General features: G+C 58.8%; 11 protein-coding genes. 4 read left to right on the top strand and 7 right to left on the bottom strand.

Annotated elements, in window-relative coordinates; translation table 11 throughout:
* Positions 1-6: 6 nt before the first annotated feature.
* A complete protein-coding gene (xylB, locus tag IB241_RS20945; protein WP_192300110.1) occupies positions 7-1,470 on the top strand; it encodes a xylulokinase in 1,464 nt (487 codons plus the stop codon).
* A gap of 165 nt (positions 1,471-1,635) precedes the next feature.
* Here the strand turns inward: xylB and IB241_RS20940 are convergent, their stop codons facing one another.
* Complete coding sequence (locus tag IB241_RS20940; protein ID WP_192300109.1) at positions 1,636-2,076, bottom strand: Lrp/AsnC family transcriptional regulator; 441 nt, start codon at positions 2,074-2,076, stop codon at positions 1,636-1,638.
* Between the two features lie 109 nt (positions 2,077-2,185).
* Here IB241_RS20940 and IB241_RS20935 point away from each other — a divergent pair, with 109 nt between their 5' ends.
* A complete protein-coding gene (locus tag IB241_RS20935; protein WP_192300108.1) occupies positions 2,186-3,091 on the top strand; it encodes a DMT family transporter in 906 nt (301 codons plus the stop codon).
* Here IB241_RS20935 and IB241_RS20930 read toward each other — a convergent pair.
* Together IB241_RS20930 and IB241_RS20925 are read right to left on the bottom strand one after the other, a co-directional pair.
* A complete protein-coding gene (locus IB241_RS20930) occupies positions 3,069-5,048 on the bottom strand; it encodes a peptidase U32 family protein (RefSeq protein WP_192300107.1) in 1,980 nt (659 codons plus the stop codon). The genes IB241_RS20935 and IB241_RS20930 overlap by 23 nt on opposite strands.
* Before the next feature lie 245 nt (positions 5,049-5,293).
* Positions 5,294-5,674, bottom strand: coding sequence for a RidA family protein (locus IB241_RS20925; RefSeq protein ID WP_192300106.1), 381 nt, complete (start codon positions 5,672-5,674; stop codon positions 5,294-5,296).
* Positions 5,675-5,859: 185 nt separating this feature from the next.
* Here IB241_RS20925 and IB241_RS27705 point away from each other — a divergent pair, with 185 nt between their 5' ends.
* Positions 5,860-7,215, top strand: coding sequence for a methyl-accepting chemotaxis protein (locus tag IB241_RS27705; RefSeq protein ID WP_192300105.1), 1,356 nt, complete (start codon positions 5,860-5,862; stop codon positions 7,213-7,215).
* A 49-nt stretch (positions 7,216-7,264) separates the two neighbouring features.
* Here IB241_RS27705 and IB241_RS20915 read toward each other — a convergent pair whose 3' ends face one another.
* The 4 genes from IB241_RS20915 to IB241_RS20900 all read right to left on the bottom strand — a co-directional run bounded on the left by IB241_RS20915 (position 7,265) and on the right by IB241_RS20900 (position 12,754).
* Positions 7,265-8,587: an OprD family porin gene (locus IB241_RS20915; protein ID WP_192300104.1), complete on the bottom strand. Its 1,323-nt coding sequence runs from the start codon at positions 8,585-8,587 to the stop codon at positions 7,265-7,267.
* 467 nt (positions 8,588-9,054) lie between these two features.
* Positions 9,055-9,924, bottom strand: a complete 870-nt coding sequence (locus IB241_RS20910; protein ID WP_192300103.1) for an isocitrate lyase/PEP mutase family protein — start codon at positions 9,922-9,924, stop codon at positions 9,055-9,057.
* A gap of 132 nt (positions 9,925-10,056) precedes the next feature.
* Positions 10,057-11,703, bottom strand: a complete 1,647-nt coding sequence (locus IB241_RS20905) for a hypothetical protein (RefSeq protein WP_192300102.1) — start codon at positions 11,701-11,703, stop codon at positions 10,057-10,059.
* Between the two features lie 160 nt (positions 11,704-11,863).
* Positions 11,864-12,754, bottom strand: a complete 891-nt coding sequence (locus IB241_RS20900) for a LysR family transcriptional regulator (protein ID WP_192300101.1) — start codon at positions 12,752-12,754, stop codon at positions 11,864-11,866.
* Positions 12,755-12,921: 167 nt separating this feature from the next.
* On the opposite strand from IB241_RS20900, the gene IB241_RS20895 reads away from it, so the two are divergent.
* Positions 12,922-14,004 carry a 4-oxalomesaconate tautomerase gene (locus tag IB241_RS20895; protein ID WP_192300100.1) on the top strand — a complete coding sequence of 361 codons (1,083 nt, stop codon included), beginning with the start codon at positions 12,922-12,924 and terminating at the stop codon, positions 14,002-14,004.
* Positions 14,005-14,022 lie beyond the last annotated feature (18 nt).

The raw sequence follows: 14,022 nt of genomic DNA, 5'->3' as shown, positions 1-14,022 counted from the left end.
ACGCGTATGAGCAGTCCTGTTTCCCTCGGCATAGACCTCGGCACTTCAGAACTCAAGGCGATCCTGATGGACCTTGACGGCACGGTATTGGCCCACGCCGGCGTGCGATTGAGTGTGTCGCGGCGCCACAGTGGCTGGTCCGAGCAGGCGCCGCAGGACTGGTGGCAGGCGTGTGTGCAGGCGTTGGCGCAACTGCGGGCGCACCCGGCCTTTGCCCGGGTGGCGTGTATCGGCTTGTCCGGGCAGATGCATGGTGCGGTGCTGTTGGGGCGGGACGACCAGGTGTTGTATCCGGCGATCCTGTGGGACGACTCCCGTGCCATCGCTGAGGCTCAAGAGCTGGGCGCGGGCTTTGCAGACGTCACCGGCAGCCTGCCGATGGCCGGGTTGACCGCGCCTAAGCTGCTGTGGCTGCAACGCCACGAGCCTGAGGTGTTCCAGGCAATTGACTGTGTGTTGTCGCCCAAGGATTACCTGCGTTTGCGCTTGAGTGGCGAGCGCGTCAGCGAGATGTCGGATGCCGCCGGTACGCTGTGGCTGGATGTGGCGAACCGTGAATGGTACGGCCCGATGGTTCGCGCCAGCGGCCTGGCGCTGCAGCGGTTGCCGAGGTTGGTGGAAGGCGGCGCGGCCAGCGCCGTGCTGACCGCGACCGGCCTGGGCTTGCCTGCCGGGGTGGTGATCGCCGGTGGCGGAGGCGACAACCCGGTGGCCGCCGTAGGCATCGGCGCGATCAATGCGGGGGACGGGTTCATCACTCTGGGCACCAGCGCTGCGATTGTGGCAATCACCGATCACGCCGCCGGCAATCCGGCCAGCGCCGTGCACAGCTTCTGTCATGCGCTGCCCGGGCGCTGGTACACCATGGGCGCGATGCTGGCGGGTGCCAGTTGCCTGCGCTGGGTCACGCGGCTGACCGGCACGCGGGATGAGCAGGCGCTGCTGGAGCAGGTGCAGGCGCAACTGCCGATCGCACAGGCGGTGCCACTGTCGGCGCCGCTGTTTCTGCCTTACCTGGCTGGAGAACGCACGCCGCATAACGACCCGTTGCTGCGCGGTGGATTCATGAACCTGGGCCACGACTGCACCCCGGCGCTGCTCGGGTATGCGGTGATGGAGGGGGTGGGCTTTGGTTTGCTCGATGCGTTGCACGCGGTGCAATCGGCGGGGGCCCGCGTCGGCGCGTGTGCCTTGGTCGGCGGCGGGGCGCGCAGTGAGTACTGGGCGCAGCTGTTGGCCAACATCCTGCAGCGGGAGATCTTCACGTTGCATGGCAGTGAGTTGAGCGCGTGCGTGGGGGCGGCGAAGCTGGGGCTCATGGCGATCGGGCAGGGCGCCGAGTTGCTGCAGGCGGGGATGCCGGTCAAGGCGCGTTACCAGCCGGATGTCGGGCAACAGCCGCTGCTGGAGGCGCGCTATCGCAAGTTCAAAGGTTTATTGGCGGCGGCCAAGACACTGCACGGCCTGTAGTGAGCGGGCTTGCCCCGCGCCGGGGGCAAAGCCGCCCCAACGGTACGCTGCGGTGGGTCAGGAAGACCGAGGTGTCTGAATTTGGGGCGGCTTCGCCACCCGGCGCGGGGCAAGCCCGCTCACTACAGGCGAGCGCAGTACATTTCAAGCGCGGGGAAAGCAGCGTTACCTATCAAGCGGCGGCAAGCGGCGTTTGACCGGGGTTTTCTTGACGATGGCGGTGTTGGTCTCGGCATACACGTTGAGCCGGTCGAGCAGGCTGTCCAGCTGTTCCATGGTGCGCACATGCAGGCGTGCGATGAAGCAGTCGTCGCCCGTGACCTTGTCGCACTCGGTGAACTCGGGAATCGCCTGAATCTGGCGTTCGACTTCCTGCAATTTGCCGGGCAGAGGACGGATGCGCACGATGGCTTGCAGCAGGTAGCCGAAGTGTTTGGCGTCAATGTCCACCGTGTAGTGGGTCAGAACACCGCGTTCTTCCAAGCGCCGCAAGCGCTCGCCAACGCTGGGCGACGACAGCCCGGTGATGCCCGCCAGCGCCTTGAGGGACAGGCGTGAGTCGTCCATCAAGGCGGCGATCAGTTGCTGGTCGATGGTGTCGATCATGGTTTTTGCCTAATTAGTAAAGGTGATCCAGGGCTTTGGCCTTTTTTAGGCGCTGGAGCCGTTACCCAGCAGATTGCCATAATTGAGCCTCATTTGAGGAGCAGCAAACATGGACACATCCATCCGTCGCGGTTCGTGGGAAATGGTCGCCGCCATGCTCATCTCGGGCACCATTGGTTGGTTTGTACTGGTGTCGGGCGTGTCGGTGATCGAAGTGGTGTTCTGGCGCTGTGTCATCGGTGCGCTGACACTGTTGCTGGTCTGTGCCGTGCTCGGCTACCTGCGCCTGTCGCTGCTGACGTGGGCCAGGCTCGGGCTGGCGATGCTCAGCGGCGTGGCGATCGTTGGCAATTGGTTGCTGTTGTTCGAATCCTATTCACGTGCGTCCATCGCCATCAGTACAGCGGTGTACAACGTGCAGCCGTTCATGTTGGTGCTGTTGGCGGCGCTGTTTCTGGGGGAAAAGATTACTGTGCAGAAGCTCGCGTGGCTCAGCGTAGCGTTCCTTGGGATGTTGGCGATTGTCACTGCCCATGGCGAGCAGCAAGCCGGTGGCGGGGACTATCTGGCTGGGGTTGCGTTGGCCTCTGGCGCGGCGTTTTTGTATGCGATTGCCGCCTTGATCATCAAGCGCTTGAAGCAAGTGCCAGCGCATTTGATGGCGTTGATCCAGGTCGCCACCGGCGCATTGTTGCTGGCGCCACTGGTGACGTGGAGCAACCTGCCGGTAGCGCCCACCGCCTGGGCGGCGTTGGCGACGCTGGGCGTGGTGCACACAGGTGTGATGTATGTATTGCTGTACGGTGCGATCCAGAAACTGCCGACCGCGTTGACCGGCGCACTGTCGTTCATCTACCCGATTGCGGCGATCTTCGTCGACTGGATCGCCTTCGGGCATCGCCTGGGTTGGCTGCAATGGCTGGGAGTGGCGGCGATTCTGCTGGCGGCGGCGGGGTTGCAGCGGGGCTGGTGGTGGCCCCGCTCCCAGAGGGTTAGTGCGTACCCTGGAAAATAATGTTTTCCGGGTTGAAATGCTCCACTGCGCTGCCCGGTTGCGGCAGACCGAGGATATGCCCCTTGATCTTGCCCACCACGTGCATCTCGCAGGGTTTGCAGTCGAACTTGAGGGTCAGCACTTCGTCGCCGTGGATCAATTGCATGGGCGCGACCTTGGTCTTCACGCCCGTCACGCCCTTGGCCTGTTTCGGGCACAGGTTGAACGAGAAACGCAGGCAGTGCTTGGTGATCATCACCGGCACTTCGCCGGTTTCTTCGTGGGCTTCGAAGGCGGCGTCGATCAACTTCACCCCGTGACGGTGATAGAAGTCGCGGGCTTTCTGGTTGTAGACGTTGGCCAGGAACGACAGATGCGCGTCCGGGTACACCGGCGGCGGGGTGGTTTCGGCTTTGCGCCCACCACGCGGGTGCGCGGCAACGCGGGCGGCGGTCAGCGCTTCAATCACTTCGCGGCGCAGGGCCTTGAGCTGCGAGTTGGGGATGAAGAACGCTTGCGGCGCATCCAGCTGGATGTCGGTGGCGTGGTATTCGGTGGTGCCCAGTTGGCCGAGCAGGTCGCGCAGGGTGTCCAGGGCCTGTTCCGGCTTGTTGGCCACGCCGAACGGGCCGGGCAGGGTGACGCTGGCGCTGATGCCTTCTTCGCTGGTCGCGGTGACTTCCAACTGCGCTTCACGCAGGCGTGCAGCCCAGGTCAGACCGATACGGCGTTCGGACGAAGTCTTGAGCAGCGCCTGTTGCCAGTTGTGGTCCAGGTTGCGGTTCAGCGGGTGGTTGGGGCGCAATTGATACAAACCGGCCGGCATTTCATTCGGCTCGACGCGGTAGCGGTAACGCTTCTCGCCATCTTCCTCGAACTCGCCCTTGGGCTCGGCAATGTTGGCGCGGAAACCCACGACCTCACGCTTGACCAGTACATTGAGACCGTCGCCGTTGGACAGCGGCTCATGGGTCACCACCTGCAAGTCGCGCTTGCCGGTTTTTTCCACCACACCCACCGGCAGGCCGGTGAAGGTCGGGGTATCGAAGGCGCCGATGTCGATCTTGCGGTCGGTGACGAAATAGTCGGTGCTGCCCCGGTGGAAGGTTTTTTCCGGGTCGGGCAGGAAGAAATGCGCAGTACGGCCGCTGGACGCACGGGCCAGGTCCGGGCGGTCTTCGAGCACTTCATCGAGGCGCTGGCGGTAATAGGCAGTGATGTTTTTCACATAGCCCATGTCCTTGTAGCGGCCTTCGATCTTGAACGAACGCACACCCGCTTCGACCAGCGCGCGGATGTTGGCGCTCTGGTTGTTGTCTTTCATCGACAGCAGGTGCTTTTCAAAGGCCACGACGCGGCCCTGGTCGTCTTTCAAGGTGTACGGCAGGCGGCAGGCCTGGGAGCAGTCGCCACGGTTGGCGCTGCGGCCGTTCTGCGCGTGGGAGATGTTGCACTGCCCGGAGAACGCCACGCACAGGGCGCCGTGGATGAAGAACTCGATGGCGGCATCGGTTTCATCAGCGATGGCGCGGATTTCCTGCAGGTTCAGCTCGCGGGCGAGGACCAACTGCGAGAAACCGGCCTGGTCGAGAAACTTGGCGCGGCCCAGGGTACGGATGTCGGTCTGGGTGCTGGCGTGCAGCTCGATGGGCGGAATATCCAGCTCCATCACGCCCAGGTCTTGCACGATCAACGCGTCGACGCCGGCGTCGTAGAGCTGATGGATCAGCTTGCGCGCGGGTTCCAGTTCGTTGTCATGCAAGATGGTGTTGATCGTGGTGAAGACGCGGGCGTGGTAACGGCGGGCGAATTCCACCAGTGAGGCGATATCGCTCACCTCGTTGCACGCGTTGTGACGGGCGCCAAAGCTTGGGCCGCCGATGTAGATGGCGTCGGCGCCATGCAGGATGGCCTCGCGTGCGATGGCGACATCGCGGGCAGGGCTGAGCAATTCAAGGTGGTGCTTGGGCAAGGACATAGTTTTTTTAGTCAGGCTTGTCACGGTTGAGGCGCGCATTGTAGCTGTGAAACGCTGGGGGGGCACCTACCACAAGGCTGACGGGTGTTTCCTGAGCCTTGGGATTGCAAACCCAATCAAATGTGGGAGCGGGCTTGCCCGCGAAGGCGCTGGATCAGTCAAACATCTATTGACTGACACACCGTATTCGCGAGCAAGCCCGCTCCCACACAAGCCCGCTCCCACATTTTTTGGCTGCGCCTGGCTTAGGCTTTTGCGGCCATTGCGGTGACTTCGACGCGCATGCCATCGACGGCCAACGCGGCCACGCCAACGGCTGCCCGCACCGGCCACGGCTTGGCGAAGAAGCGCTTGTAGACGTCATTGAACGCGGCGCGATCGGCCATATCCGTCAAGTAGATCGTCAGGTGCATGACCCGGTCCATGGAACTGCCGGCCTTTTCCAGGGCGACTTTCAGCGCTTGCAGGGTGCATTCGCTCTGCAAGGTGATGTCGCCCAGCTCCAGGCTGCCGTCGGCACGGGTGGGAATCTGGGTGGAGACCAGGATGCCGTTGAAGCCGATCACGTCGGAGGAAATCGAATCTGCATCGGGGTCGGGGGTGTAGTGCAGGTCGTGGTTGGCCATGGGGGCTCCGCTCAGGTCAAAGGGTTGCCAGTTTAAACACAGGGGCAGGGTGGGTCACGGTGGCGATGCGCGGCGTGTAAATATTGACGTCAATTAATAAATATTTTTTCCGTGTCAAGTCCGTTTTTTTTACGCCGATACTAGACTCAGGCACTACAGGATCACGCTTGAGCGAGAGGTACGTCATGTTCAATAAAGTCTTAAAAACAGAACTGGCGGCCAGGACGGCCGACGTCACTGAATATAAGGGGCTGATCGCCGCGCTCGAGCGCTCCATGGCGGTGGTCGAATTCGATCTGACCGGCAAGGTCTTGCGCGCCAACGAAGTTTTCCAGAACACCCTGGGTTACAGCGCCGCGCAATTGATGGGCAAGTCCCACCGCGACTTCTGCTTGCCGGAACTGACCGGCAGCCCGGCTTACACGGAATTCTGGAACGACCTTCGTGCTGGCAAGTTCGTGTCGGGCACCTTCAAACGAGTGGCTTCCAACGGAAAAACTGTGTGGTTGGAGGCCAGCTACAACCCGGTGCTGGATACCCAAGGCCATGTGTTGAAAGTGGTCAAGTACGCGCTGGATGTGACGCAGAAAGTCGAACAGGAAGCGGCGACCCGCAGCAAACTCGCGGCGCTGGACCGGGCAATGGCCGTGATCGAGTTCGACTTGAATGGTCAGGTGCTCGACGCCAACGAAAACTTCCTGAACGTCATGGGCTATTCCCTGGCTGAACTCAAAGGCAAACATCACCGCATGTTTTGCGAACCCGCATTGGTCAACAGCAGTGAGTACAGTGACTTCTGGCGACGCCTGAACAACGGTGAGTTTTTCACCGGGCAATTCAAGCGCATCGGCAAGCATGGTCGCGTCGCGTGGTTGGAGGCCAGCTACAACCCGGTGTATGACGGCGATGGCAAACTGCTCAAGATCGTCAAGTTCGCCAGCGACATCACCGAGCGGGTAGAGAAATTCGAGGAAGACTCCCGTGGCGCGTCGCGGGCCTATCACATCTCCTCCGAGACCGAGCGCTTTGCCGAGCATGGCACCCAGGTGATCCAGGAAACTGCCAGCGAGATGCGCCGCATCGCCGACAACATCGGTGCATCCGCACGACTGGTGGGGCAGTTGGGCGACCGTTCCGAGCAGATCACGGCCATCGTCAACACCATTCGCGGTATTGCCGACCAGACCAACTTGTTGGCGCTCAACGCAGCGATCGAGGCGGCGCGCGCGGGCGACCAGGGGCGCGGGTTTGCGGTGGTGGCCGATGAGGTCCGACAACTGGCCGGGCGCACCAGCCGCTCGACGGCGGAAATTGCCGAGATGATCGGCATGATCCTCTCGGAAACGCGTGACGCGGTGACCAGCATGAACGCCACCCAGGAAGGCGCGCAACGGGGTGTGAATCTGGCCGATCAGGCCGGTTCGGTGATCCTGCAGATCCGCACCAGCACCAGCGATGCGGTGCAAGCGGTGAGCATGTTTGCGTCGAAGCTGGATGAGTCGGAAGTCATTCCCAAGACCGCAGTAGGCTGGGTGGGGTAGCACGGTCATGAGCCGGCCGGCGCCCTGTCGGCCGGCTCAGTGTGGTCGCCTACAGCAAGGTAAACGGATAGTCGACAATCAGCCGCAGCTCGTTCAACTTGCCATCGCCCTGGTCGGCGTTCGACGACACGATGGCATCACGCACCCGTAGCGACAGGTTCTTCGCCGGGCCGCTCTGGATCACGTATTTGGCTTCCACATCGGTCTCGTGATGCGCGCCGTCCGAGCCATAGTCGTTGGCGTAGGCGCTGTGAGCCGGTGTGTGGCTGCCGTCGATGTCCGAGCCGTTGATGTAACGGCCCATGAAACTCAGCCCAGGCACGCCATAGCTGGCCATGTTGAGGTCATAACGGATGCCCCAGGACTGCTCGCCGGGCCCGTTGAAATCGCCCCACTGCACCGAGTTGGCGAGGAACACTGAATCGCCGCCTTCGCCCGCACCGTTGTTGCCGGTGCCGATGTAGTCAAACGGTGTATCGCCATGCACTTTCTGGAACGACAACGTCAGCGTGTGTGCCTGCCAGAACGAATAGGCCGCCGCCACCGAATAAGTGGTGTTGTTGATCGCCCCGGCCTTGGCGCTGCCGGTGTCGAGGGTGCGGTACAGGTTGCCGTCCAGGGCCAGTGACTGGTCGTGGCCCAAGGGGATCACGTAGTTGAGGTTGGTGTAGTACTGGCGCCAGATGTCCTCCAGTTCGCCGGCATACAGCGTCGCGCTCAGTGACGGGCTGAAGGTGTATTTGCCGCCGACAAAGCTCGCACTGTTGGCGGCGATGTTGGCGTAGGTCGCGTAGATGTCGTGGTCGTGGTTGCTGGTCATGCCGCTGTTGGTGCTGGTGAAGTGCCCGGCTTCCAGGTCGAGGCCGGCGATTTCGCTGCTGGTCAGGTCGAAACCGGTGGCCGTCTGCGGCAACAGGCGGGTGCCGCCGGTAGCGAAGACCGGGGCGGTGGGCTGCATGTCGCCGAACTTGAGCTGGGTCTTGGAGATTTTTACCTTCACCGCCGCGCCCACTGAGCCGTAGGCATTTTCTGGATCGCCGTTGCGGTCGGTCGGCAAGTTGCCAGTGCCGGCGTCGCTGTGGGTGGCGTCGAGTTTCAGCCCGCCGTAGGCATAGGCATCGACTCCGAAGCCGATGGTGCCCTGGGTGAAGCCCGAGGCGTAGTTGAGCATCGCGCCCTGGGTCCAGTCACGATTGTCGGCCTTGCCGCTCGCGCGGTCGCGGTCCATGTAGTAGTTGCGCAACAGCCCGGTGATGCTGCTGCCGTCGATAAAGCCTTTCGATTCGGCCTGGTCGCTGACCGACTCGGCCAATGCCATTTGACTGATACTGGCGCACACCGCCAGTGCCAGCAGACTGCTGTGTTTAAACATTTATTTAATCCCCAAGAATATTGAACGCGCGCGCAAACACCGCACTTGTTGGATAGCGCATAACATTGTTTTGGCAGATGTTTTCAGGTGAGGCATTACCGTTTTTATTATCTTCGACGTGGCTGCCGAAGCTGATTCTAAGCAGAGTCTGCGTGGCCTGCAGCCAGGGGAAGGATGAAACTCGATTAATTAAACTTCACGGTATTTATTTGCTATCGGGTGTAGCGTGGAACTGTCTTAGCCGCTCTGCTTCGACAAAATCCTTTGGTTGCCGCCGCAGACTCTGCGGCGGATTTTTTTCGTGCGCGCGAGTTTTTAGTTGGCTGCTTAGTTGCGGTTAGTGGCATTGGTGAGCAGGGCGCTCAGGGCGGGGCATGCGATGGGGTGGCGCTGGCGTGACGCCGCCAACGGTGGCGGTGAGCCCATGGCAGGAGGAGGGCATTCACCGCTTACCTGGCAGGTAAGGACTACTCTTTTACATCCATGAACTCTTGCGCCCACGCCACGTAACTCTCGGGCAACGTGTAGGTGTGCGTCAGTTCGGTAGCGCTGAGGTTCGAGGTGCTCTGAGTCAACTGGCGCTGGGCGCGCAGGCTGTCGTAGGTGGCCTTGATCGCGGCGAAATATGCACCGTGACCGGCAACCACCACACGAACGCCGAGGCTGGCCAGACGTTGGGCGTCATGGAGTTTCGGGTTGCCGTAGGTCACCAGCATCAACGGCACCGTGAGGTTTTCTGCGATCTTCTCCAGGTGCTCGAAGTCACTGACACCGACCATGCAAATCCCATCCGCACCGGCTTTTTGATAGGCCAGGGTGCGCTCTATCACCGCTTCGGTGGGCAATACACCGGCGTTGGTCCGCGCAATGATCGACAGTTCCGGATCGACCCGTGCTTCCAGCGCGGCGCGGACCTTGCCGATACCTTCGTCGATGGAAATCAGATCCGTGGATTTACGCCCGAATTGTGCGGGCAGCAGCGTGTCTTCAATGGTCAACGCGGCCACACCGGCACGCTCAAGTTCTTCGACGGTGCGCATCACGTTCAGGGCATTGCCGTAACCGTGGTCGGCATCGGCAATAAACGGCAGTTGGGCGACGCGGCCGATGCGGGTGGCCTGCTCGACAAACTCACTCAGGGTGATCAAGGCAAAATCGGGGGCGGCAAGCACCTGCAACGAGGCGACGGAGCCGCCCAGGATGCCCACTTCAAAACCCAGGTCGGCGGCGATACGCGCGGACATCGGGTCAAAGACGGAAGCGGTTTCTACGCAGGTAGGCGTTGCAAGCAATTCACGAAAATTACGGCGCAGGGCGGTGTGAGACTTTTTCGGCATGATCTTTCCTGGTTGGGGCCTTTGACTGCATGGGATCAAAGCCGATGAGGGAGGTGGCAGATTACCATGTAGGAAAAGGGAGGATTATGACGTTTGAGAATGGGGTATGCGGGGTAGGCATATTGCACCGTATTAGTGCGATTCATCGCGCTCAAGACTGTGCGGTGCCAGCTTTACCACTTCGTTTTTATTGAATATCCAGCGTTTGCCCGAAGAAGAATAGATATTCATGAACTCAACGAGGGAGATACACGTAAAGTCTTTGATCTGATTTGCGACGAATGTTGGGTACCGCGTTATCATTACGCGGCAAATAGCACCAAACTGGATGCCGGGATCAAATACCTCTTGAAAATAGGCTTCCAGATCGTTGAGATTGTCAGCGGCCCATGTGTACTTTTTGGAGAATTTCTCGCTGTAACTATTTTTGCTGGTTATAAATTTTGTGAGATCATCCCGGTGCGTTCTAGGCTCGGTAGATTGAATAACTTGTTTGTCTTCAATAATGATGAGTAATTGTTGATCAGGGCAGAAAACGAGATGGTCGATTTCGCCGACATCGGCTGGAACTTCAATTTTTTGACCCTTTTTGAAGCGCAGGTTTTTTACGGATGACAGGCCGCGCAGTCCAACGCGCTCGAAGTTGCTTGTAACCACGCTTTCAAACCAGCGACCCGACTTTAAGGAAACATCTGCCAACTCTGCACCCACCTGTTTGGCGTACCATTCAGTCGGGATTTTTTTGAAAGCGAATTCTCGGACCAGACATGTTAAACATTCTGTTGCCATAAGCTGAGAGAAGAACATCAGTTCGTCGCCGTTATGGTAATCGTAAAAAAACGGACGCTTATAGGCTCTATACTCTTGTTTCGGACTAAATAGCTCTCTGCGCTCCTCGCGCATTTTTTCAGGCGAGAGAGATAGCCCATCTAAAAATAATCGAGCCTGCTCTGCTGATACCGCGCAAGTCTGAATAATTTTCGCAAGTACTTCGTCGCGATAGAAAAAACAAATACGCTCTGGATGTTCGGCGTCGCTATAGGTAGTGATGATCCACTGAAAAATACCTAAAGCTGTTGTATACGTAATCCCTAGGTGGCGAATGAAACTTTCTTCAGTAAGCTCACTGTGCGCGGCGTGATCGCACAGAAAGTCTGGGCTGGGAATATAGAGTTCTTCATCACGATAAGCCTCACGCGGGTCAAAAATTGTATCGGCGTCTTGAGGCACATTAAAATAGGTTTCTTCCAGAGGGTCGAGGATGAGTGTGACGTTCTCCATCAAATATACATAGTTGTCGCTACGCATATAAAGACTGACCAGTTCTTCGGCGGCGACAAACACCATAGCTATCGCATCTTGTTGTTCAGGGAGACTATGGTTCGAAGCGTTGTCTTTCATGTCTGCCAGGCAGATCAGTTCAAGTAGATATTTTATCCCTCTACGGGCTGACACTGCGTAGCCCTGCCAGAATATTTCTTCCTCTTTAGGAAGCAGGCCGAGTTTGTATTTATTGGAAATTTGTCCGTAGCGTTCATATTGCTGCACTAAGAATGAAGCGAACCCCCTGGAATTTATTATGCGTAGGTGTTCGGCAAGGATTTTCCGATACAGTTCGAACATGTGATTCACGATGTTTTTTATTTCGGCCCTGTCGGTGTAGATCCCGGGTTCGAATTGTTCGAATACGCCTCTTTTGATTCGTTGGAAGATAAGGTCTTCATGACGTTTGCTCGCCCTGTAGATTTCAATCCCGCCCAACGCTTTCGGTACGAACATCCTATTATTCCTGTCGTAAGTGACTTGCCGATTTTGTGGCTAAATTCGCCACCCGAGGTTCGCGGCCAACCCATTCACTCGGTTGCAATCGTCCACATAGTCGGCATTGCTCAACGCCGCTCGGCGGTTATCTCAACCCAGGCTAAGGGGAAGAAAGAGGTCATTGCTCCCACTGCTCCAGCAGTATCGAGACGAATTTTTCCGCTGCCGGAGAGAGTGAGGCGCCTCTTCGGTACACCAGTCCCAACGATCGGTTGACGATGGGCTCTATCAACGGGACGCTCACCAATGTTGGATGATCCTCAGCAGGCATTGCCAGGCTCGGCATTGCCGAGACGCCTAATCCAGCTTCTACCAGACCCAGCGATGTAGACAGGTGTTGCACCTCATAGAACCACTGTGGACGCCAGCTCAAGCCCGACAACGCGTGGTCAAGCAGCATGCGGTTGCCGCTCAGGCGACCGACCCCGATAAGGCGGTAATTGCTGAGTTCCGACCAGGTGACTGCGCTGCGCTCAGCCAGCTCATGGTCGCGTCGACACGCTAAAACAAAAGGCTCGTTGACCAACGGCACGAACTCTATGTCGGGGTGCTGGCCGCTCATCATGTTGATGCCAAAGTCGGCTTCGCCACGCAGAACGGCCTCCAGGCCTTCGTTTGCACTGAGATCGAGCAAGCGAATGCGGATTTGTGGATAGCGCTCGTTGTAGAGGCGGATCACCGTCGGGAGGAAGTAGAAAGCGGCGGTGGGGATACAGGCCAGGGTTACACGGCCGCTCTGCCGCTCCGCCAGTTCCCGGATGTTAAGGATCGAGTCGTCGAAGTCATCCAGTAAGCGTCGTGCCTTGGGTAGGAAGTCTCGCCCAACGCTAGTAAGACTTACCCTCCTTGTCGTGCGATCGAGGAGGGCTGTTCCTAATCCCTCTTCGAGCTTCTTCATTCTCCGACTTAGGGCTGGCTGGGAGAGATGCAGTGCATCGGCAGCCTCGTGGAAGCTGCCAAGTTCTGCGATTTTCACGAAAGATCGGATGTCGTTCAGCTCATAATTCACGTTTTTTATCTCAGCAGACGAGAGTTGTTCAGTCCGCTCATCCTAAAATCATCATTCGTCAAACGCAATAATCAGGCTGATATTTGCATTGGAAACAAATTTTAAAGCCTGCGACTCTTGCTCACAAGGCAACAATTACCCCGATTGATCAACAAGAGTCAGTATTCATGCAACGAATTCCCTGTGTGCTAATGCGCGGTGGTACTTCCAAAGGCCCGGTGTTTCTCGCCTGGGATCTACCTGTTGCGATCGACGAGCGTGATGAGCTGCTGCTCAACCTGATGGGTTCTGGCCATGAGCTGGAAATTGACGGCATCGGTGGTGGTAGCCCACAAACCAGCAAGGTGGCGATCGTCAGCCCATCGCTGCATCCTGAGGCGGATGTCGATTATCTGTTTGTGCAAGTCATGGTCTCCCAGCGTCGAGTCGACACCGCACCCAATTGCGGCAACATGCTTTGCGCCGTTGGCCCATTCGCTATTGAGCATGGGCTGGTAAAAGCCTGCAAAGATCTGACTCGCGTGCGGATTCGCAACCTCAACACGGGGACTTTTGTGAACGCCGAGGTACAGACCCCCGATGGGCAGGTCAGCTATGAAGGCGACACCGCCATCGACGGTGTGCCGGGTACCGCCGCTCCTGTGCAACTGACCTTCCTGGATGCTGCGGGCAGCAAGACCGGCAAACTCTTCCCGACTGGGCAAACGCAGGATTTGATCGATGGCATTCCAGTGACCTGCATCGATATGGCAATGCCGATGATGATCATCGAAGCCGGCCAACTGGGTAAGCGCGGTGATGAAAGTCCTGCTGAATTGGATGCCGACAAAGAGTTCTTGCGCCGCCTGGAAGCCTTGCGACTGCAAGCCGGGTTGGCAATGGGCCTGGGTGATGTCAGTGACAAAGTGATTCCCAAGCCTGTACTGGTGTCTCCGGCCAAGGCTGGCGGCACCATCCAGGTGCGCTACTTCATGCCACACAACTGCCACCGCGCCTTGGCGATCACCGGCTCCATCGGCCTGGCCACCGCGTGTGTCACGCCAGGCAGTGTTGTCGCACAATTGCTCGGCGGGGCTAGCGAGCCGCGCTTGAAGCAAGTACGCATTGAACATCCAAGCGGCGGGATAGATGTCGTATTGTCCTACACCGGTGCTCAGGGTGAGACAATTCGTGCCTCGGTGGTGCGTACATCACGCAGGCTGTTCTCCGGTTTTGTCTACGCCACGGCTTCCCAACGACTCGCCGGATAATTTCCTCTAGTCATTGCC

The sequence above is a fragment of the Pseudomonas sp. PDM05 genome (assembly GCF_014851685.1).
Taxonomy (GTDB): Bacteria; Pseudomonadota; Gammaproteobacteria; order Pseudomonadales; family Pseudomonadaceae; genus Aquipseudomonas.
The sequence above is the reverse complement of the archived record's forward strand: the minus strand, read 5'-3'. Positions and strand labels throughout refer to the sequence as shown.

What these genes read in the sequence shown, in the direction of transcription:
- IB241_RS20935 (WP_192300108.1), top strand. Translation starts at nt 2,186, where the DNA reads ATGGACACATCCATCCGTCGCGGTTCGTGGGAAATGGTCGCCGCCATG.
- IB241_RS20905 (WP_192300102.1), bottom strand. Translation starts at nt 11,703, where the DNA reads ATGTTCGTACCGAAAGCGTTGGGCGGGATTGAAATCTACAGGGCGAGC.
- IB241_RS20910 (WP_192300103.1), bottom strand. Translation starts at nt 9,924, where the DNA reads ATGCCGAAAAAGTCTCACACCGCCCTGCGCCGTAATTTTCGTGAATTG.
- IB241_RS20895 (WP_192300100.1), top strand. Translation starts at nt 12,922, where the DNA reads ATGCAACGAATTCCCTGTGTGCTAATGCGCGGTGGTACTTCCAAAGGC.
- IB241_RS20915 (WP_192300104.1), bottom strand. Translation starts at nt 8,587, where the DNA reads ATGTTTAAACACAGCAGTCTGCTGGCACTGGCGGTGTGCGCCAGTATC.
- IB241_RS20940 (WP_192300109.1), bottom strand. Translation starts at nt 2,076, where the DNA reads ATGATCGACACCATCGACCAGCAACTGATCGCCGCCTTGATGGACGAC.
- IB241_RS27705 (WP_192300105.1), top strand. Translation starts at nt 5,860, where the DNA reads ATGTTCAATAAAGTCTTAAAAACAGAACTGGCGGCCAGGACGGCCGAC.
- IB241_RS20925 (WP_192300106.1), bottom strand. Translation starts at nt 5,674, where the DNA reads ATGGCCAACCACGACCTGCACTACACCCCCGACCCCGATGCAGATTCG.
- IB241_RS20930 (WP_192300107.1), bottom strand. Translation starts at nt 5,048, where the DNA reads ATGTCCTTGCCCAAGCACCACCTTGAATTGCTCAGCCCTGCCCGCGAT.
- xylB (WP_192300110.1), top strand. Translation starts at nt 7, where the DNA reads ATGAGCAGTCCTGTTTCCCTCGGCATAGACCTCGGCACTTCAGAACTC.